Genomic DNA, 20,494 nt, shown 5'->3' on the forward strand with positions numbered 1-20,494 from the left:
CGAAGACCACGTGTCTACCCAACCCTTTTCTTGATCAAGGTAAAATGGAAGAAAGCAGAAAGCAGGTGGAGGAACGGCATTTCCCCCCCCTTGAGCTTCGCAGTTATCTCAAAGTCCAGTAGCTCTGCAATTTTTGGCGCTAGATCCTTAACTACTGAATTTCCGGTCCATGTTAGTGTTCTAACCTCATCAAACAACGCAAAACGCCCTGCTTGTCGGAGCATAAAGAACGCACTACCGTCAATTTCGAACTCAAGCAGTGTTTCGACTTTTGCATTCTTCCAGGGTTCTGGCGTTCTAGACGGGTCAGCGCCCAGCGTCGCGTACAATGATTTTACGAGGCTCGACTTGCCAAAATCATTGTCGGCAACGACCGTAGTTGTCAGGCTGCTAAAATCCTCAACTCTTGCTTTCTTTTCTTGATTTGATAGCAACCAGAGTTTTCTGAATTTCAGCCTTTTCATGCCGCTTTGTCCTCAAGTTTCTAATAAGAGTTTTGTAATTTTCTAGCTTAGTCGATTGAATACGCTTCATATAAGATCATCGCCTCTATTCGTTCGTCCGATGCGGTCATCAACTCAGCACGAGCTTCCACCGCCACAGCGGTAAAGACGAGGCTCAGCAAGTCGTTTAAGCTCAAACCTTCAAAGTCGTTATCTTTGATAAAGCTGGAAATTCTACGCCTTATTTTTCGCACTGCTTCATTTGGGTTGAGAACTGCAACACGGTATGAGTTCCACTCGCGTCGCAAACGTATTTTTTTTGGCGCAGGTAAGTGTATATCAGCTGAAATCTCTTCCCATTTTGGACAATTCACGGTTGATGAAACGGCTTGTAGCCAGCCGTTTGCGTCAAGCCGAGTTATCCCACGACGCGACACCACCTCATCGAAATCGCTAAGGTCCACGTTTGTCGCACGGGACTTTCTGTCACATTCATCAGAAATGGCCTTGAACACTGCTGACAACGAAAATTCAGCTTCGCCGAGATTTTCAACGACAAAAGCGTCTAACTTACCTTTTGCGTGTGCATCTGCATCATCCAGACTCAAGTCTGTTCGTGAAACCCAGAGAAGCTCGCTTTTGATCGTACTTTCGCCTGAGAATTCTTCTTCCAGCTTTTTAGTAATCTCTGCCAGTTTGCCTTCGTCACACTCAGTCAAACAGAACTTGTTCTTACTGGATGGAGCAAAGTTTGTGGGCGCATTCGACAAAAAGGTAGCCGACTCCACACTGTCACCAAATGCAACTGCATTTTCATACATCTTCCCCAAAAAAGAACGGGTATCTTTGTCTTTCTTTTTGTCGCGTTTAGTCAACGCCGCGGGTGTCCAGTTACCGCTCTTCTTTGATTTTACTTGATAAAACTGCACGTTCTGAGGAGCACATTGATCGTCAAAAATTGCAATTGGCCTGCTGCCGGTTCCGTGGACAGGCACTTAAGCTAACATTGCCACCTCCTCGAACTCAACGGGGCTGAGATATCCGATCGTCGAATGCCTCCGTTTTGGATTGTAGAAGCGTTCGATGTAGTCGAACACATCTGCCTTGGCGTCGTCGCGCGTCCGGTAGACCTTTCGGGCCGTGCGTTCCGTTTTCAGCGAGGAGAAGAAGCTCTCCATCGCGGCGTTGTCCCAGACATTTCCTGAGCGGCTCATCGAGCATGTGATGCCATGATCGGCCATCAGCCGCTGGAACTGCTCGCTGGTATACTGACTACCCTGATCGGAGTGGTGCAACAGGCTGTCGGGCTCGCCTCTTCGCCAGATCGCCATGATCAGCGCATCGGTCACGAACTGCGCGCTCATGCTGGCACTCATCGACCATCCCACGACCCGGCGCGAGAACAGGTCGATGACGACGGCAACGTAGAGCCACCCCTGCGCAGTCCAGATGTAGGTGAAGTCGGCTACCCACTTCTGGTTTGGCGCTGGCGCATCAAAGGCCCGATCAAGGATGTTTTGCGACACCGGCGCCATCCTTTCGCCCGCATCCTTCGGCAGCCCGCGCCGACGAGGCCGGGCTCGCAGCCCGCTTTCGCGCATCAGCCGCTCAATGCGATGGAGCCCGCATGACAGGCCTTCGGCCAGAACGTCGTGCCAGACCCGGCGTGCGCCATAGGTGCGGTCACTGCTCTTGAAGCTCCGGTCGATAACGGTGAGGAGTTCCTCGTCGCGCCGGGATCTCACGCTCGGGCTCCGGTTGAGCCAGGCGTGGAAACCCGAACGTGATACATCCACAGCGGCGCACAGCCATGCCACCGGCCAGATGCCCCGGTGCTTCGCGATGAAGGCGAACTTCATGTCACTTCTTTCGCGAAGAAGGCCGTGGCCTTTTTTAGGATGTCACGCTCCGCCTTCAGCTTTCTCACTTCGCGTCGAAGCCGCTCGATCTCAAGCTGCTCGGGCCTCATCTGGCAATGGCCGGGAAACGCATATTGCGGATCAGCCGAAAATTCCTTGATCCATTTGCGCAGCACATTCTCGTGCAATTCGAGATCCCGCGCCGCCTGGGCGGCCGACACACCACGTTCCCTGACAAGCCTCACCGCTTCAAGCTTGAACTCGCGACTGAACTTTCTTCTCTGCATTGGATAACTCCGATTCCATCAAAACACCTTAACTCGGTGTCCACGGAACCGGCAGCAGGCCAAATATCGTCGTGATATTCAAACACAAGCGCATAGTCGCCACCCAACTTGTGCCTTTCTAAGACGAGAACCAATCCACAAAGAGCTTGGTAGTGGTATCGACTATTTGTGTGCGCTCCACTATCTTCGCGTTGCGGCGTGGAAGTCAGCTTTTTTTTCAGTTCAGTCAAACGCAGATCTCGCAATAAAACAACTCTGAGATGAAACCTCACCTAAATTGACTTTTCATGCAAGAGGCGCAGCTAATATCCATCGGAGACGACGTTTGCGACCAATACTTCACCGGTCATCGCGGCCTATTGTGCCAAAGCACTTGATTTTAGTGGGATGCTGTATCTGATCATCGTTGCTTCACCCTCCAAAATGTTTCGCTCTGGCGGAATGGCGGATTTGTCGAGCCGCGTTGCAGCATCCTCTTGCCCCGTCGAAGGTCGGGTTTCAGCCGAAATCACTTACCTCATTATCGCCCCCAAACCACAAGAACCTGCAATCAGGTCCTTCCAATCATTCACCTGAGCCGTAAAACTTCTCAGTTCGTGACGACCTAGCGGATAATGCAATCACAAATGCTAGCAACCGTCGCACCGTCAACATCCCCACCGCTCAAACACCTATAAGCGTCTCAATCATCGCGCCCGCATCTTTGGGCAGACCATCGCCGCGCCATGCGACATGCCCGTCGGGGCGGACCAGCACCAATTTCGTTTCGTAAAGCGAGGCTATTTCCGCATCGTCCACGAATTCTGTCTTCAACGGGACGTTCCGCACCGATGCAGCCTCCACAAGGGGTGCTAGGTCCAAACCTTCTTCAAAACAAAGCAGCATAAATCCGGGTCCAAACAAATCCAGGGTCGAGCGGCCATCTGCCAGCCAGGCGTGGGGCGCGCGGTGTCCGGGTCGCGCAGTTGGCGTATAGGTCATGACGTCAAAAGGCGGCTCTGGCGTGCCGTCTGGCACAATGATGGGTGATCCCTCATAGCGGTAGCCCAGCGGCACGCCTTCCATGTCGTATTCACGGTCAAAGTTCTCAGCGTAGATTGTATCGCCGATGGCTTGCCGGAGTGCAGCACCTGCTTCGGTGTCCTCGTCGGCACCCTCGCCTTTCGGCAATCTGCTGAACTGGTTGTAGTTGCGCGCAGCTTCATCAACGATGTTTTGGGCCACTGGCCGCCGCTCGATATCGTAGGTCTCAACCAGTTTGCTGCCGCCCCACCCCTGCAACACGGCAGCCACTTTCCAGGCTGCATCGACCGCCTCCTGAATACCGGTGTTCATGCCAAAACCACCGGTGGGCGACATCTGGTGCACCGCATCACCGCAAAGAAGCACGCGCCCTGCCTGAAAACGCTCGGCGACAACCCGGCGACGTTCCCACGGTAGAATGGAGAAAATCTCAAACGCGAAGTCGCGCCCGACGGCGCGGCGCAAATGCTGGCCCATTTCCGCGATAGACGGGATGTGACCATTCTCCAGCCGCATCAGCGAGAACCGCCAAAGATCATCGCCGTTGATTGAAACGATATCGCCCCAGATACCCTGACCGTCGGTCAGCCATTGCATGACCGCTCGTCCGTTCTTGAACAAGGCATCATGATCTGTAGACCGGAAGAAGGCGTTGACGTTGAAATTCAACGACATGTCACCCTCAAGACCAATCCCCAGAAGGTCGCGGACAGTGCTGTCGGCCCCGTCACAGGCAATCATGTAATCAGCCCGAACGCTTATGGTTTTGCCATCTTTCAGGGAGCTGATCTTGGCCGTTATCCCATCATCATCCTGCTCAAAGGATTGAAGATCGTGAGAATATGAGAAAATTGCCCTGCCGAGGCTTTTTGCGTGATCGCGCAGGATGGGATCAAAGAATATCTGGGAGCAACGTTGAATGGCCTCGGGTGAATTGACGCATGTCTCGTCCTTGCGTGCCGGAAAATCATAATGGGCCATTTGATAGCCGGTGGTCGCAGTAACAAAGCGGATGGACCGTGGAAAATCCTCTGGAACCGAGCTGTCCTTGACCTTCTGCGATATGCCCCAGCGGCGGCAAAACTCGACGGTCCGGACGCCGACCTGGTTCATCTTTGGATGATTGATGGTGCCGTCGCGGCGCTCGATCACCAGACATTCAATGCCGCGCCAGGCAAGCTCAATGGCGCAGGCGAGCCCCACCGGGCCAGCGCCGACGATCAATACCGGAACCCGAATTTCGACGTCCAAATTCTCTGCCATATCAATTTCCCCCTACGCTTAAATGAACCCAAATTGTTAGCCGTCCGGCAAAGCAGTATGAATCGGCTCAAATTGTGGAAGCCTTTGATGAATGCAAGGCTGATTATGTTCAGTCACCCGTTTCCGGCACCCATTTCAGGCACTCATATCAGGCACCCGGTAGACAAGCGGCGCATGTGGCTCTGGCGGAAGCTCAATGTCGATCGCATCACCCGGTCGCACAAGGCCGCCCTGCAGAACGATGCTCATAACCCCGGTCTTGCGCACCACCCCATTGGGCGTGACTTCCTTGCAATGTTTCAGAAGGCCGGATTGGAAACTGTCGATTTGATGGCATGGATTACGCAGACCGGTCAGCTCGATCACAGCCTCCGATCCAAGCTTGAGACGCGTACCCGTTGGCAGGCCGAGAAGATCAACATGCCGTGTGGCGATATTCTCACCCAGATCACCGGGACGAACAGCGTGCCCATGCTCGGAAACGGCGTCGAAAAGCTCGGTTTGAATCAAATGAACCTGCCTGAGATTAGGCTGTTCCCCAAACCGTTTGATGTGAAAAAGATGCTGATCCGTCGCACCGGCATGAGCGTCGCCTTCAACGCCGAAACCCTCGATCAGAGTAATGGCGTCTTTCGGAGATTTGCTAAAATCATGTTGGCCGCCCAACTGCACGCTAACAACATGAGGAGCATCAGAATTTTTGGCGTTGTTTGGTGTGTAGGAGCGTTTTTCCTGCATGTTTCATCTCAAATCTGAACATGCGTTGGTTGACGTTAACGCCTACGGAGCCTCTTTCGAAGCTCAATGAATTTTTAGCTGATATGGCAAAAGAGAACAAGACGAAGTGCCTGGCAATCAAGACACAAGCCCACAAAAAAGCCGGCGATCAGGTTACCCCAATCGCCGGCTCAATCATTTACCTAAGCGGCAAAACCCTCAGTTCGTAGCAACCTGGCTGATGCGGCCATCCTTGAACGGTGCGTATGGCAGGTTTTCGACCAGATAATCGGCCAGAACCTGATCCAGGCCGGGGCCGAAATCATAGGCGTTCATGCCTTCTGTTTCGAACACCTTGTAGCCATCGCCGCCGCTGCGCATGAAGTTGTTAGACACAACACCATAGGTTTTGGCAGGGTCGATGGCGGTCCAATATCCATCTTCCATGACTTCCACAGATTTGATGCGGCCTTCATTCGGGGCAACGCTTGGGTCCCAGCTGAATTTCACACCCGATACCTGCGGGAAGCGACCTTTCACTTCTTCCACCTGGCTGACACCGTTTTCCAGCGCGGCAATCACATCCGAGCCTTTCAGCTGAAATGTGGAAAGCGTGTTCTGGAACGGCAGCACAGTCAGCACTTCGCCCATGGTCACAGGGCCTGCATCGATGGATGAGCGCAGACCACCAGAGTTGGTAATGGCGATCTGGATGCCCTGATCGGCGACGCGGGTGAGCATGGCATCGGCCACCAGATTGCCCATTTCGCATTCTTCGACACGGCACACGGCGCGGTCGCCCTGAATGAGGCCAGCGGATTCAGACACCACCTTGTTGCGGATTTCATCCAACGGACCAGCGAGTTCGGAAATACGCTCCTTGGTGCCGCCATCTTCAACCACTTCACCATCCATGATGATCGGCTCGCCCTTGGCGTCCGTCACAACGCCATTATCATCAAAGGTTACATCCAGCGCGCCCAGGAATTTGCCGTAAGCATAGGCCTGCACGATGGCGGTTGGTGTGCCGTCCGGTCCGTCCACCATGGTGGGATACGGGCCAGCAGCCCTGTCGGAAATATTGGACAGGAATGTGTTGGAGTGACCGCCCACAATCACATCAATGCCGCCCACTTCGCGGGCCACTTTCTGATCCACGAAATAGCCTGAGTGAGACAGGACGATGATCTTGTTGACGCCAGCCGCTTCCATAGCCGCCACTTCGCGGGCCACAGCTTCGGATGGATCGGAGAACACAACGTTCTTGCCCGATGAGGACAATTCGCCGGTGTCTTGCGGGGTCAGGCCGATCAGGCCGATTTTTTCGCCGCCACGCTCAATAATGGTCGATGGCATCAACTTGCCAGCCAGAGCAGGCTCGGCGGACACATTGGCATTGGACATCAGCACTGGAAAATCCACCGCATCCATGAAACCGGCCAGCACTTCCGGACCGTCATCAAATTCATGATTGCCAACGGTCATGCCGTCATAGCCAAGCTTGTTCATCATCTCGGCGGCAACTTTGCCCTTGTAATAGGTGTAGAACAGCGAGCCCTGGAACTGATCGCCGCCATCCACCAGAATGCTGTTATTGCCCATGCCGCGGGCTTTTTCCACGCCGGTGACAAGGCGGGCATAGCCACCAAAGCATTCGCCCGCTGTGTTGTCTTCCGCGCTGCAGGGAGAATCATATTTGCTGATTGGCTCCACGCGGGAGTGGAAATCATTGGTGTGCAGCACGGTCAGCGAATAATCCGCCTGTGCTATGCCGCCAAGCGCCACAACGCTGGCGGCTGTGAGACTGAGTAGGGTTTTCATGAAAATGCTCCTTCAATTGAACTGAACGTCCATCGCGGCAAGATGTGCAGCGATCTTCATAGATGATCGACTAGGTTCGGCAGCCTTTGTGCCACAGCATCTGCAAGGCTTTATGACAAAAGCATAGTCCACAAATCCAAAGCCTGTGAAGAGACTTCTTTGGCGCTCACCAACATTCATGTGGGCGAGCGCGCAGCGGCCCTTGCGATTGACGCGCAAACAACGTCAATATGAGCCAATGCAAGCTCATGCGGGGGCATATGGCTGAGACGAAACACCCAATAAGGCGTCTGCTGGATGGCCTTTATACCGGGGCCGGAATGCTGGCTGCTATATGCCTGTTCATGATTCTGGTTATCATCGTTGGGCAAATGGTGGCACGCTGGATGGGCACCCCCTTCCCCGGCTCGGCGGAATATGCCGGCTATTTCATGGCGGCCTCGTCGTTTCTGGCCTTTGCCTATGCGCTCAACAAGGGCGCGCATATTCGGGTCAGCCTGTTTCTCAGCGCGCTGGGGCGTTACCGCCATTGGGGCGAAGTGTGGTGCATGGCCATTGCCACTGCGGCCACCTGCTATCTGGCCTGGTACGCCATTCGCGGCGTCAGCCTGTCGATCAAATTCAACGATATCAGTCAGGGGCAGGACGCAACGCCCCTATGGATCCCGCAAAGTGTTGTCGCCTTTGGCGCCGTGCTGCTGGCAATCTGCTTCATTGATAATCTGGTCACCCTGCTGATCAGCCGCCGCGATAACATTCGCGCCGACGCATTGGCGGGGGACTAGAGCCCATCTTGTTTATATGGAACCATTTGATGCACCAGATCAGTTCATCCGGCAAGGCAGGCAGTGAAGCGCGATGCGGCGCATCGGGCGAACTGGCTAACGCGGCCGGTGGGCTGTTCTGGTTCACCGAAGGCCTGCTTTGCGCGCTCGCCGGACATCGTTACACCCCACTTATGGTCGTGATGACCACTGCGTGGCGCGTGCCTCGCCGGCAAACGCGCAAAGCAGGTCAAATGCTTCCATATAAACAAGAGGGGCTCTAACCTTGGAATTTGCTGCCACCGGCGTTTTTCTGTTCGTTCTGTTTCTGCTTTTAGGCTCCGGCGTCTGGGTGGGGCTTGCTCTTCTGGGCGTTGCTTTTGTCGGCATGGAACTGTTCACCACCCGCCCGGCAGGCGATGCCATGATGACCACCATCTGGTCCGCCTCCTCATCCTGGACACTGACAGCTCTGCCGATGTTCATATGGATGGGTGAAATATTGTTTCGAACGCGCCTGTCGGAAGATATGTTCAAGGGCCTGTCGCCCTGGATGGCCAAACTGCCCGGCGGTTTGCTGCACACCAATATTGTTGGCTGCACCGTCTTTGCCGCCGTCTCCGGCTCCTCTGCCGCAACCTTGACCACGGTCGGCAAAATGTCGATCCCGGAACTGCGCGCGCGCAAATACCCCGAGAAAATGATCATCGGCACATTGGCCGGGGCTGCCACATTAGGGTTGATGATCCCACCCTCTTTGACCCTCATCGTCTATGGGGTGACGATCAATGAATCCATCACAAAACTGTTCATTGCAGGCATCATTCCGGGCCTCATTCTGGCGCTGATGTTCATGGCCTATGCCAGCCTTTATGGCGTCTTTTCCAAGGATTATGATCCAACGCCCGAGCCGGATATGACCTTTATAGAGCGGGTCAAGAACTCACGGTTTCTGATACCGGTCATCCTGCTCATTCTGCTGGTGATCGGTTCCATGTATCTGGGCTATGCCACCGCCACCGAGGCCGCAGCCTTCGGCGTGCTTGGCTCCATGGCGCTGGCAACATTACAGGGCTCGCTCAACTGGACCAGTTTTAGCCAGAGCCTTTTGGGTGCCACCCGCACATCGGCCATGATTGCGCTTATTCTGGCAGGCGCGGCCTTCCTGTCATTGTCCATGGGCTTTACCGGCCTGCCGCGCGCGCTCGCCACCTTCATTGCATCTTTGGAGCTGTCACGCTTTGAACTGCTGATGGCGCTGCTGCTGTTCTACATTGTCATTGGCTGTTTTCTGGATGGCATTTCCAGCGTGGTGCTGACCATTGCCGTGGTGGAACCGATGATCCGTCAGGCCGGAATTGATGTCATCTGGTTCGGCATCTTCATTGTCGTGGTCGTGGAAATGGCGCAGATCACCCCGCCCATCGGCTTCAATTTATTCGTGCTGCAAGGCATGACCAACCACGAGATGAACTACATAGCCAAAGCCGCCCTGCCCATGTTCGGAATTATGGTGGTGATGGTGTTCATACTGATCCTGTTTCCCGACATTGCCACATGGCTGCCGGAAAACATGCGTCAGCGTTAGCAAGTCACCTCAGGCGGGGCGTGATTTCGCCCCGTCCGAAAACAGGCTCTTGCCGTTCTGTTCAATAATCTGGCGGCCCTTTTGCAGGGTAAACTTCACTGCATCATCTTCACTGTTGAATGTATCGGCCCGCACAAAGGGACGCTCTAGCGTTTCGCCGTCAATCTCTTTGGTAATGGTGCCGGCAACCCGCCATGTGCCACCTGAACTTTGCGGAGATGGAATAATCAGGCAATCCTCAAACGGTTCGGCCTCGTGCTTGCTGCCGCCACCGGACCCGCCGCCATCGCCGCCGCCAAACAATTTCTTCAAAAATCCTGCCATGCCCGTTTCATCCCTTATCTGCTTAAGTTCAATCAGCGCTTTTCAATCGCCATTGCCATGATAGAAAGGCATATCAAACCGCTTGTGAATCCTACTATGCCAGAAAAACATATTATTGCCATGTGGTCCGGCCCGCGCAATCTGTCAACGGCCATGATGCGAAGCTTTGAAAATCGCCCCGACACAATCGTCTGGGACGAGCCATTCTATGCCGCCTATCTGCAAGACACCAATCTGCCCCACCCCATGGCAACCGATATCATTGCCCATGGTGACCCGGATTGGCGCTCCGTCGTGGAAGCGTGCCGCCAGCCAGCGCCAAAGGCGGAGATATTCTACCAAAAGCAGATGACGCACCACATGCTGCCAGCCTATGACCGCACATGGATTGCCGGTCTGTCCAATGCATTCCTCATTCGTGATCCGGCCCGTGTGGTTGCCAGCTACGGCCAGAAACACGACGCTGTTTCGCTGGCCGATATCGGCTTTACAGAACAGGCCGCCCTGTTCGACCTGATCTGTGATCTGACCGGTAAAGCCCCACCGGTCATCGACGCCACTGACATACGCAACAACCCGGAGGCTGCGCTCAAAGCGCTTTGCCCGGCGCTTGGCATTCAATTCTCAGCGCAGATGTTATCCTGGCCCACTGGGCAACGCAGAAGTGACGGTGTCTGGGCAGCGCATTGGTATGACAGTGTGGTCAAATCCACCGGCTTTGCCCCGCCTGACCGGACGCAGCCAAATGTGCCGGACCAGCACAAAAGCATTGTCGAGGAAGCAATGCCGATTTACGAACATATGAAGCAGCATGCGCTGTCGTTCTGATTGCAGGACTGTCTGAATGAGCATGACCATCCGCCCGACCATTCTGGCCGACAAAGAGGCCATTGAACCCATTCTCGAAGCGACTTACAGCACATTACTGCAAGGCTTCTATGATGCCGACATTCTCACGCGCGCCGTGCCCATGATGTCGAGGGCGCAACCAGCGCTCCTCACCAGCGGCACCTATTACGCCCGCAACCATTGACGACCAAATCGTCGCCTGTGGCGGCTGGACCCTTGCGGTTCCGGGCAGCACGAAAGTGCAGGATGCCAACATTGCTCATATCCGCCATGTTGCAACCCACCCGGATCATGTGAGAAAGGGATTGGCCAAAGCCATTATGGCCCACTGCTTTGAAGAAGCGCGGGCAATCGGCGTGACCCAATTCAGCTGTTTCTCCAGCCTTGCCGCCGTCACCTTTTACGAAAGTGTGGGTTTTATCGCTGGCGAACAGCAGACCGTTTCCTTTGCGCCCGACCTGCCATTTCCAATGATCGTCATGACGCTGGAATTCTGATAGCGGCTTACCGGTTGGCCAGATGATGTGAGATCATCAAATCCAGATGCGCACCACCGCCATTTTTGAACAGGGTGATATCCGCATCGGAAACGCGCCCCTCAGCACCGGCTACAAGCGCATATAAATCCGCCAGCACATCCTCGCGCTGAATAATGCCGCTTTGCAGTGGGATTTTATATTCGCCAATGTGATCCAGCGTCGTGTCAAAGCTGTCAGCAAACAAACGCGCTCGTGTCAGTGCCACATCATCCGCCTCGCGCATGGCAGGCGCAAAGGCTCCCACAAGGTCCAGATGCGTTCCTTCTGACAGCAAAGCCCCTTTGATAATGGGCTCTTCGCTCATCGTCGCGCTGCAGATAATATCCGCTTCGGGAAGAGCCGCGTCCAGATCGGAAACGGATTCCACGGCGATACCAGTCCGGCTTTGCAACTCTGTTGCAAGCGTTGTGGCCCGCTGTATTGTTCGGTTCCAGATCAGCACTTTTTCCAGCGCAGGTCGCGCCGCTAAATGCGCTTCAATCAACGGCCCTGCCATATTGCCAGCGCCCACCATGAGCAGGGTTTTGGAGTTCTCACGTGACAGCAATGTGCTACCAAGCGCGCTGTCAGCGGCAGTTTTCAGGCGTGTCTCTGCCGGGCCATCAATCAGCCCAATAGGTGCGCCGGTTGCCTCATCAAACATGATAACTTGTCCCTGCACCGATGGCAGAGCCGAGCTTTGCGACGGATTATCGGGGTAGATTGTAACCGCTTTGGTACAGGCTCCCAGCCCCTCAATCCACGCAGAACGCACCAGATATTTCCGGCCGGCCTGTTCCAGAAGCGTATCATCCACCAGCGCTTTTGGCAGTGTATGGCCATGACGCAATGCAGCGATCAATGATGGCCAGTCGATGGAAGCTTCCAGCATATCTGCGGTGAGGATTTGCATGAATGGGTCCGAGATTCTTAGGTGTTGAATTCAGTGTGGTATCATGGATTCTCGGAACAAGTCCGAGAATGACGGGGATAGAATGTCGCGCATAGTCTCTCCCCCTAGAATTTTCCAAACACCATCGTGTTCATGCGCTGCATCAAGGCCCCTCGGCGTCATTCTCGGACTTGTTCCGAGAATCCACCAGCACCAACCCCAGATCTTCAGCATTCAAAACAAAAGCCTTGCCGAAACCACCATTGAGATAGGCATTTTCCACGGCGAACCGGAACAGAAAAAAATCTCCGAAATCGATATAAAGCGCCGCTTTGGGATGCTGTTTCAGATATTGCGCCCGTGTCTGCGCATGATCCTCGGACGCCTTGTCCAATCGTGTGGCTTTCGCCTGCAAGGTGATGCGTGGATGCGCAAGCGGATCGCCCTTGCCCGGCTCGCCCACCAGCACAGAACAGGATGCATTCTCGATCAACGCTTTTGTGTGATAGGCCAGCGTCGACATCAGCGAAATTGGCCGACCATCAACATCCAGAGCAAACGCAATGCGACTGGCCAAAGGGCAACCGGTACCCGGCTCCAGCGTTGCCAGCGCAGCAAAGCTGGCCTCGGCCAACAAACGCCTGCCCAGTGCGCGCGCCTCATCATCAGTTTCCCGGATAGGGCTTTTTGGCTCAGCCATTATCATGCTCAAATTTGTCGGGTCCACATCCAATTAGAAAAGTGAGCCCCCGGCGTGGCCGGGAGCCCTCAGCACAATCAGCCTGTGCAGCTACATGGCTTTGTAAGCGTCGACGGCGGCTTTACCGGCATCACCCGCTGAATCCAGCCATTCTTGGGTCATGGTTTCACCAAAACCCAGCAATTCCGCCTTCAGTGCGTCACCAGGTGCGGCAACTTCCATGCCGTTTTCAGCCAGACCATCCAGATAGAACTGCGTAAGTTCTTTGGCTTTTGCCAGACCAGCGGCTTCTGCTTGGGCACCGCACTCGGTAACAGCAGCCTTATTGGCATCGCTCAAAGCATCCCATGCATCCTTGTTAACGAACACAGTATTGCGTGGAAGCCAGGCCTGCACATCGTAAAAATGGGTAAGTTGCTCCCAGACCTTTCGGTCATAGCCGGTGGAACCTGAGGAAACGAACGCTTCGGCCACGCCCGTTGCCAGAGCTTGTGACAGTTCCGCCGCTTCAATCTGGACTGGCACCATGCCCGCAAGCTCAGCAATCCGGGCTGTCGCGGCATTGTAAGCGCGGAATTTGACGCCTTCCAGATCACTGACTGCAGTCACTTCCTTTTTGGCGTAAAGGCCCTGAGGTGGCCATGGCACAGCATAAACATATTCAAGGTTCTGCTTTGCAAGCGCTTCTTTTACAGCGCCGGAAGCTGCTTTCCAAAGTGCAACGGAATCGTCAAAAGACGTTGCCAGAAACGGAATGGAATCAACGCCAAACAGCGGGTCCTCATTGGCATGAGCCGACAGCAGCCGCTCGCCTATCGGAGCCTGCCCGGTCTGTACTGCACGTTTGATTTCACCGCCCTTATAGAGCGAGCCACCAGGATGGGTGACAATCTCAAGATCTCCACCTGTCGCTTCGGTTACACAAGCAGCAAATACTGCGCCATTTTCCGAGTGATAATTGGATGCGGCATAGGCCATCGGCATATCCCACTTCTCAGCATAGGCCCCAGCTGTGGAGGCACCGACAAGCGCGATTGCAGCCGCGCTGAGGGTTAAAGTTGTTTTCAAGCTCATAGCTTTTGTCCCCTGTTTTGATTCATGATTCCCGAATAGACATTCAGGCAATCGACGAAGAGATCGACCAGTGTCGGCACGCCCGACAAGCAATCTGAGGCGATGCGACCAGTTTTTGCGCTGGCTGTCAATCCGACATTGGGCGTGCTCGGAGGCACCACTTTATTGCTCCCTCGCAATCGGCTTGCATCAATCATCTAACATCGCATCCTGCGTCATTTCATGTCAGACTGATGATCAATCTCAGCCGTTTGGGTATGTAAGCATGACACAGAACACGGGGGCACAAATTGGCCTGCTTATGCTGGAAAGTCGCTTCCCCCGGTTCAAGGGAGATATCGGCCACCCGGACACGTTCGATCCGCCCGCTTTGGTGGCAACCATTCGCAATGCAACACCCAGGCGCGTGGTTGAGGATCAGGCTACTGGTCTGGTCCAGAACTTTGCCAATGCCGCAATCAAACTGGAACAGGCCGGTGCAAGCCTCATTACAACCAGCTGCGGTTTTCTTGTGCTCCACCAGAAAACACTGGAAGCCGCCGTCACCGTGCCACTTGTCAGTTCCGCGCTGCTGGCCGTTCCCATTGCCGCTGAGCAACTCCGTCCAAATGGTTTGCGACCGGCCATTTTGACAATTTCGTCTGAAAACCTGACCGACGCACATCTGCAGGCGGCTGGTTGTCCATTGGAAACGCCCATTGGAGCCCCGGATCCGAAGGGGCATTTCTGCACGCGAATTCTGGGCAATCATGAAACCATGGATAAAGACATCGCCAGACAGGAAGTCATCACCGCCGCGACACATCTCATGAACAGGCACACAGGCATCGGCGCGTTGGTGCTGGAATGCACCAATATGCCGCCTTATGCGGCAGATCTGGCACGGCTGCTCAAAATACCCATCCTGTCCCTATCCGGCCTGTTACCGCTCTGCCAGACCGGGTTGAGCTTCGAAGCCGCAACGCGCAAAGCGCTGGCGATGTAACAACCGACATGTTATATTCATAAAAACATATATGTTGGGAGTATTTCATGACCTTGGATCGCCGCAAATTTCTCGCCGGAGCCAGCCTGATGGGTGCAGCCGCCACATTGGGTCTTAACCGCCCGGCCTTTGCCGCCAGCGAAAAAATGTTGGGCAATGGCAAAATTACCATTCTCAGCGATGGCCATATGAGCTTCCCAACCGACTTCATGTATCCCGACGTGGCCGATGACGCCATGAACGCGCTTCTGACCGATCACAATTTGCCCACAGACCGGCTGGAACCGCCCTGCAATCTAACGCTCTATCAAACCGGTGACCGCACCATCTTGTTCGATGTCGGCGGCGGCAGTCAGTTTCTGCCGACCACCGGCCAATTGCCGGATGCTCTGGATGCCATTGGCCTCAGTCCTGAAGACATAACAGATGTCATTTTCACCCATGCCCACCCTGATCATCTTTGGGGATTGCTGGATGATTTTGACGATCTGCTTTTCCCGGAGGCCAACTACTACATATCGGAGCCGGAATGGGCTTTCTGGACTGATCCGGAAACTGTCAATAATGTGCGCGAGGACCAGCAGGGATTGGCCGTCGGCTCCAAGCGCCGTTTGGAAATCTTGTCGGATCAAATCACTCTGTTCAAGCCGGAAAGCGAGATGCTCAGTGGCATTTACGCACACGACACATCCGGTCATACACCCGGCCATTGCTCTTTCGAAATCCGGAACGGATCAGACCAATTACTGGTGCTGGGCGATGCGCTGGCCCATCCATTCATTTCCTTTGAGCACCCCGAATGGCCGTTCGGACAGGATATCAGCACTGAGCGCAGCATCATTACAAGAAAGCGCCTGCTGGATTTCCTGGCGACACGGCAAATGGAATTGATCGGTTACCACTTGCCCCACCCGGGCTTTGGTCGGGCAGAGCGGCACGACTCTGCCTATCGTTTCGTGGCGACATGAGGCTTTAACCCTGCATAATTGCGCTGCTTGCCTCTCTGGCAGTCAAATATTTCCTTTTAAGCGACCCTTTCGCAAACCATTGCCTCTGCCAAACCAATCGCAGGGTGTACCACACTGCCCTGTTTGGATTTGGGGCCTTGTATGTTCGACCTTTTGGAAAATTTGCGTGAAACCTATGAGACGGCAACACTGGTGGTGTTTGCCGCTTTTGGGCTTGGCATTCTGTTTGGTATCATTGCGGAAATCAGCAAATACTGCATGCGTGCGGCAGTTGCTGAATGGGCAACACCATCACAAGACAATAAGCCAGCCAGATATAGCACAGGCTTGATCGGATTTGCCGTTCTCGCGGCGCTCATCGGCACACAGGCCATGCATTACACCGGCCTTATCGACTTGTCGCAAAGCATTTACTGGTCTGTCCCCATCCGCCCATTGTCCCTCATCGTTGGCGGCCTGCTGTTCGGCATTGGCATGGTGCTCACAGGTGGCTGTGTCAGCCGCCTTCTGGTACTGGCAGCTTCTGGAAATGCCCGCGCTGTCGTGACGCTTCTGGTTACCGGCATTGCGGCCTACGCAACCTTGCGCGGCATTTTGGCTTTGCCAAGAATTGAACTGGAAAACCTCATCGCAAGTGAGGTCACTCCATCTGCCCTGTTTGCAGATAATGAAAGCCTCATCACTGTATTTTTCGGCCTCGTAATGGCGCTGGCAATTGGTGTCATTCTCAGCACCAGAGGGCGCGGCTTTGGACGCGCAGCGCTGCCAGGCATTGCCATTGGTCTGCTGGTGGTTCTGGGATGGTTCATTACAGGTGTTGTGGGGCTGGACGATTTTGAACCGACCCAACTGACATCACTCAGCTTTGTCGCGCCAATTGCGGAAAGCGTGCAATATCTGATGATCTTCACCGGCGACACAATACGCTTTTCAATTGCATTGGTTGGTGGCGTTTTGGTAGGTGCTTTTGTCAGCGCGGCCATATCCGGCCGCTTCCGCTTTCAGGGCTTTGTCAATGAGCGCTCCGTGTTGCGCTACCTCAGCGGTGCGGTGCTGATGGGTTTCGGCGGAGTGACTGCGCTGGGCTGCACAGTTGGCCAAGGCGTAACAGGCCTTTCAACCGTCGCACCATCATCGCTGATTTCACTTGCTGCCATTCTGGTGGGAAGCTTTGCCACGATGAAACTGCAGGCTTCGCGCCGCCCGCAGGGCGACGCGCTTTCAAAGCTTATTCCGGCGGAGTAGCTTTAGACTTCAGGACCTATCCGAACAAATCATCGGTCATCGCTTCATACCAGCTTTCAGATTCCTCATAAGTTGTCCTGCGAAGCTCATCACTTTCACCGGTTTGTGAGATAAAGCTTTCAACACTTTCAATTGATTCAGCTCCTGCCTGATACCGCGCACCAACCTTCACGCCATCATTGGGCGCAATCAGGCTCCAGCATGTATTGGCAAAACGGGCTTCAAACATACGGCTGTCGGTAAGCTCTGCCCGAATATGATTGGCTGCCACCTTGGCCTGACTGTTGGCGGAGAAACCCGATTTCGGCATGGCAGATGCAACAGACGCATCCCCAAGAACATAAATCGCCTCATCGGCTTTCGTTTGCATCGATGCCGGCACAATCGGTGCCCAGTCACCATCCGTCACACCAGCATGCATGGCAATCGCGCCAGCCTTTTGCCCCGGAATCACACTCATTGCATCTGCTTCAAACGTGTCAAAATCGGTCTCGACAGACATGTTCTCGGTATCAACATTTAGGATACCACCATGAATATCTGACCCAATCCACTCCACCATCCCCGGATAGTGTTTCTCCCACCCTTCAGAAAACAGGCCCTGCTTTGAAAACTTCTCTTTGGGATCCAGTACAATGATTTTTGCAGTCGGGTTTGTCTGTTTGAGAATATGGGCGATCATGGAGACGCGCTCATAAGGACCGGGAGGGCATCGATAGGGATTTGGTGGCGGCACCATGATGTAGGTTCCACCCTCAGGCAATGCCTCAACCTGCGCTTTGATGATTTGAACCTGGGTCCCCGATTTCCAGCCATGAGGCACGCGGCTTTGCGCCTCAACCGAATAACCCGGAACGCTGTCATATTTCATGTCGATACCGGGCGACAGCACCAGTCTGTCATAGCCAATACTGGCTCCGGACCCCAGCGCTACGGTTTTCGCAGCACCATCCACCCCTACAGCCCAGTCATGCACGACATTGATGCCATGTTCGGTCACCAGCCTGTCATAGCCATGCCCGGTGGAGGCAAAATCACGAAAGCCGCCCAGATAAAGATTTGAAAAGAAGCATGTGTAATAGCGTTTGTTGGGCTCAACCAGCGTCACGTCAATCTCACCGTTTGAATCCTTGGCAATATAGCGTGCGGCCGTCGCACCACCGGCACCGCCACCAACAACCACCACTTTGGGCTTTGCTCCGAAGGCAATGTTCGGCGTGGCCAGAGTGCTCAATGACGCTGCTCCCAAAAGCGTATTAAACTTCCGCCTGGAAAGTTTTGATGAAATGGACATGCGTTTCCTCCTCATTCAGTTGGTAAAGTCGCAAAATAAGCAGCAAGCGCCGCCAGTTGTTCCTCATCCAGGCCGCTTGCAATTGTCTGCATGGCAATATTTTCCAGGGTTTTCGATTTATAGCCCTGCATCACCGCCATGAAGGTTTCTTCCTCAAGGCCCGCAATGGATGGAATTTGCCGCCCGTCATCACTGCCAGCAATGCCAGCACTGTGGCAGGACGCACATTCCGCCGCAAGATACGCGCCATATTCCACATCACCGGCAGAAGAAGCGTGAACAAAACCAAACAGCAACAAGCCCGAAACTGAAATGTATCGGGCCATATTCAGATATCTCATTGACGGTTCCCCAACGGCCAGACCTGTTTCAAAGGCTCAAGCGCGGAGCCATGAACCAGCGCATGCAGGCCAATCCACGCGCCCAGATACATCCCCACCAAGGCTATCGGTGCGGAATAGGCCAATGCTGACGCTGCTGAAAGGCCCTGCCCCACTGTGCAGCCCAGCGCGGTAACGCCACCAAACCCCATGAGAACACCACCCAACATTTGCCGACGCATTTCACGGGCGTCATCGCACACTTCCCAGCGAAAATGCCGTTGGATGAGGGTAGTAATTGCAGCTCCGACAACGACACCAGCAACGGCACCGATGCCAAATTTCAAACTCGCGCCCGTCATTGTCATCACATAGATCAGAGTTTCGCCCAATGGCGCAGAAAACGTAAATGATTCAAGAGGGTAAGCTTCAAACGGATCATACGCCAATACGCCTGTGGCAAACCAGCCAAAGGCAATGGTCAGCCCCACCAGCGCAGCCGTGAAAAGCACCCTGACATTCTGCCGCAGCGCTTTGGAAGACAGACAAAACCCGGCGAGCAAGACGGCCAGAAAAATGCCAGAAATGCTGGCTGGAACGCCAATGAATTGTTCAATTGCAAATGCAAAACCGGCATTGCTCGGGTCAACATTTCTGGCAGGCACACCAAGACCGATCCGCAGATAGGCCGCCGCGCCACCTATCGTGGCATAGGCGGTAATGCCCATCACAAGAAAAGTAACAATTGACTTCAAATCTCCGCCGCCAATGCGGGCCAGAGTTCCAAATCCACATGTCCCGACAAGTGACATGCCAAAGCCGAAAATCAGACTTCCCACAAGGGTGGCAACCAAAGTCGTCGGTGATGCAAGATAGAATGTCCGGGAAATATCAATCAGGCCACTGCCATGCAGCCCATAGGTCGCAAGTGCGCCAATGGCAATTGCAAGGCCCCACATACGCAAGCGCAGACCGTTTCCGGCAAGCACTTTGTCTTCAATGGCCCCAAGCGTGCAAAACCGTCCCCAACGCGCCGCAAAGCCAAGGACCGCACCGCCTGCCAGCCCGCAAAGAGCTGCAGTCGTGCCCGGCGACAGCTCCTCCATGCTGCAGACCTCCCGACATATTAGTTTTTTTGAATATATACGATATCAACCTGATTTGCAATCAGAGGGTAGGCAACTGCTCAGCAATTATCCTCACAGAACAGGTCATAGACCAGCCCGATCATCCGCTCCACGCGCTCATCAGCCAGCGAATAATACATCACTTTCCCCTCGCGGCGGGTTTTGACCAGACCTTCCAGCCTGAGGCGTGCAAGCTGCTGCGAAACCGCAGCTTGGCGGGCGGACAACAACTCTTCCATTTCGGTCACCGAGCATTCGCCCTCGACAAGACGACACAGGATCATCAATCGCCCTTCATGACCAAGCGCCTTGAGAAAATCGGTTGCCTCTTTGGCGCTGTCCATCATGGCATCCATGGATTTACCATCGCGCAGAACCGGCACAGCATTGGAGGATTGAGAACGGCTATCAGTTACAGACATGTCGAGCACAC

The 20,494-nt window shown here is 54.4% G+C and carries 25 protein-coding genes; 9 read left to right on the forward strand and 16 right to left on the reverse strand.

Features of this window, described 5'->3' with window-relative positions; genetic code table 11:
* Window positions 1–14 precede the first annotated feature (14 nt).
* From RAL91_RS19875 to RAL91_RS19900, 7 genes are all read right to left on the reverse strand, one after another.
* Window positions 15–464, reverse strand: coding sequence for a hypothetical protein (locus RAL91_RS19875; RefSeq protein WP_306257991.1), 450 nt, complete (start codon window positions 462–464; stop codon window positions 15–17).
* 47 nt (window positions 465–511) lie between these two features.
* Window positions 512–1,438, reverse strand: coding sequence for a dsDNA nuclease domain-containing protein (locus RAL91_RS19880; protein WP_306257992.1), 927 nt, complete (start codon window positions 1,436–1,438; stop codon window positions 512–514).
* Window positions 1,439–2,589 (reverse strand): IS3 family transposase gene (locus tag RAL91_RS19885; protein WP_306257993.1). Its coding sequence is split into 2 segments (ribosomal slippage): window positions 1,439–2,340 and window positions 2,340–2,589, totalling 1,152 coding nucleotides; the frame shifts between segments, so codons are not numbered across the junction.
* On the reverse strand, window positions 2,544–2,861 hold the full coding sequence (locus RAL91_RS25140; protein WP_371932442.1) for a dsDNA nuclease domain-containing protein: 318 nt from the start codon (window positions 2,859–2,861) through the stop codon (window positions 2,544–2,546). The genes RAL91_RS19885 and RAL91_RS25140 overlap by 46 nt, the downstream gene beginning before the upstream one ends.
* Window positions 2,862–3,252: 391 nt before the next feature.
* Window positions 3,253–4,875, reverse strand: coding sequence for an FAD-dependent monooxygenase (locus RAL91_RS19890; protein WP_306257994.1), 1,623 nt, complete (start codon window positions 4,873–4,875; stop codon window positions 3,253–3,255).
* Window positions 4,876–5,010: 135 nt separating this feature from the next.
* Window positions 5,011–5,613, reverse strand: a complete 603-nt coding sequence (locus RAL91_RS19895; protein ID WP_306257995.1) for an MOSC domain-containing protein — start codon at window positions 5,611–5,613, stop codon at window positions 5,011–5,013.
* 198 nt (window positions 5,614–5,811) lie between these two features.
* Window positions 5,812–7,413, reverse strand: a complete 1,602-nt coding sequence (locus RAL91_RS19900; RefSeq protein ID WP_306257996.1) for a bifunctional UDP-sugar hydrolase/5'-nucleotidase — start codon at window positions 7,411–7,413, stop codon at window positions 5,812–5,814.
* Window positions 7,414–7,673: 260 nt separating this feature from the next.
* Between RAL91_RS19900 and RAL91_RS19905 the strand changes: the two genes are divergently transcribed.
* From RAL91_RS19905 to RAL91_RS19915, 3 genes are read left to right on the forward strand one after another with little or no spacing between them, the layout of a single operon-like run.
* The gene (locus RAL91_RS19905; protein WP_306257997.1) at window positions 7,674–8,198 is read left to right on the forward strand and encodes a TRAP transporter small permease; all 525 of its coding nucleotides are present in this window, start codon (window positions 7,674–7,676) and stop codon (window positions 8,196–8,198) included.
* Window positions 8,199–8,227: 29 nt separating this feature from the next.
* On the forward strand, window positions 8,228–8,461 hold the full coding sequence (locus RAL91_RS19910) for a hypothetical protein (protein ID WP_306257998.1): 234 nt from the start codon (window positions 8,228–8,230) through the stop codon (window positions 8,459–8,461).
* 2 nt (window positions 8,462–8,463) lie between these two features.
* On the forward strand, window positions 8,464–9,765 hold the full coding sequence (locus tag RAL91_RS19915) for a TRAP transporter large permease (protein WP_306257999.1): 1,302 nt from the start codon (window positions 8,464–8,466) through the stop codon (window positions 9,763–9,765).
* Between the two features lie 9 nt (window positions 9,766–9,774).
* Here RAL91_RS19915 and RAL91_RS19920 read toward each other — a convergent pair whose 3' ends face one another.
* Window positions 9,775–10,089 (reverse strand): HlyU family transcriptional regulator, encoded by a 315-nt coding sequence (locus RAL91_RS19920; RefSeq protein ID WP_306258000.1) that lies wholly within the window; start codon window positions 10,087–10,089, stop codon window positions 9,775–9,777.
* A gap of 96 nt (window positions 10,090–10,185) precedes the next feature.
* On the opposite strand from RAL91_RS19920, the gene RAL91_RS19925 reads away from it, so the two are divergent.
* From RAL91_RS19925 to RAL91_RS19935, 3 genes are read left to right on the forward strand one after another with little or no spacing between them, the layout of a single operon-like run.
* A complete protein-coding gene (locus RAL91_RS19925) occupies window positions 10,186–10,917 on the forward strand; it encodes a hypothetical protein (RefSeq protein ID WP_306258001.1) in 732 nt (243 codons plus the stop codon).
* A gap of 16 nt (window positions 10,918–10,933) precedes the next feature.
* A complete protein-coding gene (locus RAL91_RS19930; protein ID WP_306258002.1) occupies window positions 10,934–11,122 on the forward strand; it encodes a hypothetical protein in 189 nt (62 codons plus the stop codon).
* Between the two features lie 7 nt (window positions 11,123–11,129).
* The gene (locus tag RAL91_RS19935; RefSeq protein WP_306263018.1) at window positions 11,130–11,435 is read left to right on the forward strand and encodes a GNAT family N-acetyltransferase; all 306 of its coding nucleotides are present in this window, start codon (window positions 11,130–11,132) and stop codon (window positions 11,433–11,435) included.
* Between the two features lie 7 nt (window positions 11,436–11,442).
* On the opposite strand, the gene RAL91_RS19940 is transcribed toward RAL91_RS19935, so the two are convergent.
* The 4 genes from RAL91_RS19940 to RAL91_RS19955 all read right to left on the reverse strand — a co-directional run bounded on the left by RAL91_RS19940 (window position 11,443) and on the right by RAL91_RS19955 (window position 14,319).
* Entirely contained in the window at window positions 11,443–12,369 is a 927-nt protein-coding gene (locus RAL91_RS19940; protein ID WP_306258003.1) for an ornithine cyclodeaminase family protein, read from the reverse strand.
* A 142-nt stretch (window positions 12,370–12,511) separates the two neighbouring features.
* Window positions 12,512–13,048 (reverse strand): HugZ family protein, encoded by a 537-nt coding sequence (locus tag RAL91_RS19945; protein ID WP_306258004.1) that lies wholly within the window; start codon window positions 13,046–13,048, stop codon window positions 12,512–12,514.
* Between the two features lie 90 nt (window positions 13,049–13,138).
* Entirely contained in the window at window positions 13,139–14,122 is a 984-nt protein-coding gene (locus tag RAL91_RS19950) for a TRAP transporter substrate-binding protein (protein ID WP_306258005.1), read from the reverse strand.
* On the reverse strand, window positions 14,119–14,319 hold the full coding sequence (locus RAL91_RS19955; protein WP_306258007.1) for a hypothetical protein: 201 nt from the start codon (window positions 14,317–14,319) through the stop codon (window positions 14,119–14,121). Before RAL91_RS19955 ends, RAL91_RS19950 begins: the two co-directional genes overlap by 4 nt.
* Window positions 14,320–14,387: 68 nt before the next feature.
* On the opposite strand from RAL91_RS19955, the gene RAL91_RS19960 reads away from it, so the two are divergent.
* The 3 genes from RAL91_RS19960 (at window position 14,388) to RAL91_RS19970 (ending at window position 17,320) form a co-directional block, all read left to right on the forward strand.
* Complete coding sequence (locus tag RAL91_RS19960; RefSeq protein WP_306258008.1) at window positions 14,388–15,107, forward strand: aspartate/glutamate racemase family protein; 720 nt, start codon at window positions 14,388–14,390, stop codon at window positions 15,105–15,107.
* Window positions 15,108–15,154: 47 nt separating this feature from the next.
* The gene (locus RAL91_RS19965) at window positions 15,155–16,075 is read left to right on the forward strand and encodes an MBL fold metallo-hydrolase (protein WP_306258009.1); all 921 of its coding nucleotides are present in this window, start codon (window positions 15,155–15,157) and stop codon (window positions 16,073–16,075) included.
* Window positions 16,076–16,216: 141 nt separating this feature from the next.
* Window positions 16,217–17,320, forward strand: a complete 1,104-nt coding sequence (locus tag RAL91_RS19970) for a YeeE/YedE family protein (protein WP_306258010.1) — start codon at window positions 16,217–16,219, stop codon at window positions 17,318–17,320.
* A 16-nt stretch (window positions 17,321–17,336) separates the two neighbouring features.
* On the opposite strand, the gene RAL91_RS19975 is transcribed toward RAL91_RS19970, so the two are convergent.
* The 4 genes from RAL91_RS19975 to RAL91_RS19990 form a co-directional block, all read right to left on the reverse strand.
* Window positions 17,337–18,614 (reverse strand): NAD(P)/FAD-dependent oxidoreductase, encoded by a 1,278-nt coding sequence (locus tag RAL91_RS19975; RefSeq protein ID WP_306258011.1) that lies wholly within the window; start codon window positions 18,612–18,614, stop codon window positions 17,337–17,339.
* A gap of 11 nt (window positions 18,615–18,625) precedes the next feature.
* A complete protein-coding gene (locus RAL91_RS19980; RefSeq protein ID WP_306258012.1) occupies window positions 18,626–18,955 on the reverse strand; it encodes a c-type cytochrome in 330 nt (109 codons plus the stop codon).
* A complete protein-coding gene (locus RAL91_RS19985; protein WP_306258013.1) occupies window positions 18,952–20,040 on the reverse strand; it encodes a YeeE/YedE family protein in 1,089 nt (362 codons plus the stop codon). Before RAL91_RS19985 ends, RAL91_RS19980 begins: the two co-directional genes overlap by 4 nt.
* 80 nt (window positions 20,041–20,120) lie before the next feature.
* Window positions 20,121–20,483, reverse strand: a complete 363-nt coding sequence (locus RAL91_RS19990; protein WP_371932443.1) for an ArsR/SmtB family transcription factor — start codon at window positions 20,481–20,483, stop codon at window positions 20,121–20,123.
* Window positions 20,484–20,494: the final 11 nt, after the last annotated feature.

Origin of the sequence: Pararhizobium sp. IMCC21322, from assembly GCF_030758295.1 — a bacterium.
Taxonomy (GTDB): domain Bacteria; phylum Pseudomonadota; class Alphaproteobacteria; order Rhizobiales.

Excerpts from the sequence above, each read along its gene's own strand:
- RAL91_RS19875 (WP_306257991.1), bottom strand. The coding sequence starts at position 464 with ATGAAAAGGCTGAAATTCAGAAAACTCTGGTTGCTATCAAATCAAGAA.
- RAL91_RS19890 (WP_306257994.1), bottom strand. The coding sequence starts at position 4,875 with ATGGCAGAGAATTTGGACGTCGAAATTCGGGTTCCGGTATTGATCGTC.
- RAL91_RS19895 (WP_306257995.1), bottom strand. The coding sequence starts at position 5,613 with ATGCAGGAAAAACGCTCCTACACACCAAACAACGCCAAAAATTCTGAT.
- RAL91_RS19900 (WP_306257996.1), bottom strand. The coding sequence starts at position 7,413 with ATGAAAACCCTACTCAGTCTCACAGCCGCCAGCGTTGTGGCGCTTGGC.
- RAL91_RS19905 (WP_306257997.1), top strand. The coding sequence starts at position 7,674 with ATGGCTGAGACGAAACACCCAATAAGGCGTCTGCTGGATGGCCTTTAT.
- RAL91_RS19910 (WP_306257998.1), top strand. The coding sequence starts at position 8,228 with ATGCACCAGATCAGTTCATCCGGCAAGGCAGGCAGTGAAGCGCGATGC.
- RAL91_RS19920 (WP_306258000.1), bottom strand. The coding sequence starts at position 10,089 with ATGGCAGGATTTTTGAAGAAATTGTTTGGCGGCGGCGATGGCGGCGGG.
- RAL91_RS19925 (WP_306258001.1), top strand. The coding sequence starts at position 10,186 with ATGCCAGAAAAACATATTATTGCCATGTGGTCCGGCCCGCGCAATCTG.
- RAL91_RS19930 (WP_306258002.1), top strand. The coding sequence starts at position 10,934 with ATGAGCATGACCATCCGCCCGACCATTCTGGCCGACAAAGAGGCCATT.
- RAL91_RS19940 (WP_306258003.1), bottom strand. The coding sequence starts at position 12,369 with ATGCAAATCCTCACCGCAGATATGCTGGAAGCTTCCATCGACTGGCCA.
- RAL91_RS19945 (WP_306258004.1), bottom strand. The coding sequence starts at position 13,048 with ATGGCTGAGCCAAAAAGCCCTATCCGGGAAACTGATGATGAGGCGCGC.
- RAL91_RS19950 (WP_306258005.1), bottom strand. The coding sequence starts at position 14,122 with ATGAGCTTGAAAACAACTTTAACCCTCAGCGCGGCTGCAATCGCGCTT.
- RAL91_RS19955 (WP_306258007.1), bottom strand. The coding sequence starts at position 14,319 with ATGATTGATGCAAGCCGATTGCGAGGGAGCAATAAAGTGGTGCCTCCG.
- RAL91_RS19960 (WP_306258008.1), top strand. The coding sequence starts at position 14,388 with ATGACACAGAACACGGGGGCACAAATTGGCCTGCTTATGCTGGAAAGT.
- RAL91_RS19965 (WP_306258009.1), top strand. The coding sequence starts at position 15,155 with ATGACCTTGGATCGCCGCAAATTTCTCGCCGGAGCCAGCCTGATGGGT.
- RAL91_RS19970 (WP_306258010.1), top strand. The coding sequence starts at position 16,217 with ATGTTCGACCTTTTGGAAAATTTGCGTGAAACCTATGAGACGGCAACA.
- RAL91_RS19975 (WP_306258011.1), bottom strand. The coding sequence starts at position 18,614 with ATGTCCATTTCATCAAAACTTTCCAGGCGGAAGTTTAATACGCTTTTG.
- RAL91_RS19980 (WP_306258012.1), bottom strand. The coding sequence starts at position 18,955 with ATGAGATATCTGAATATGGCCCGATACATTTCAGTTTCGGGCTTGTTG.
- RAL91_RS19985 (WP_306258013.1), bottom strand. The coding sequence starts at position 20,040 with ATGGAGGAGCTGTCGCCGGGCACGACTGCAGCTCTTTGCGGGCTGGCA.
- RAL91_RS19990 (WP_371932443.1), bottom strand. The coding sequence starts at position 20,483 with ATGTCTGTAACTGATAGCCGTTCTCAATCCTCCAATGCTGTGCCGGTT.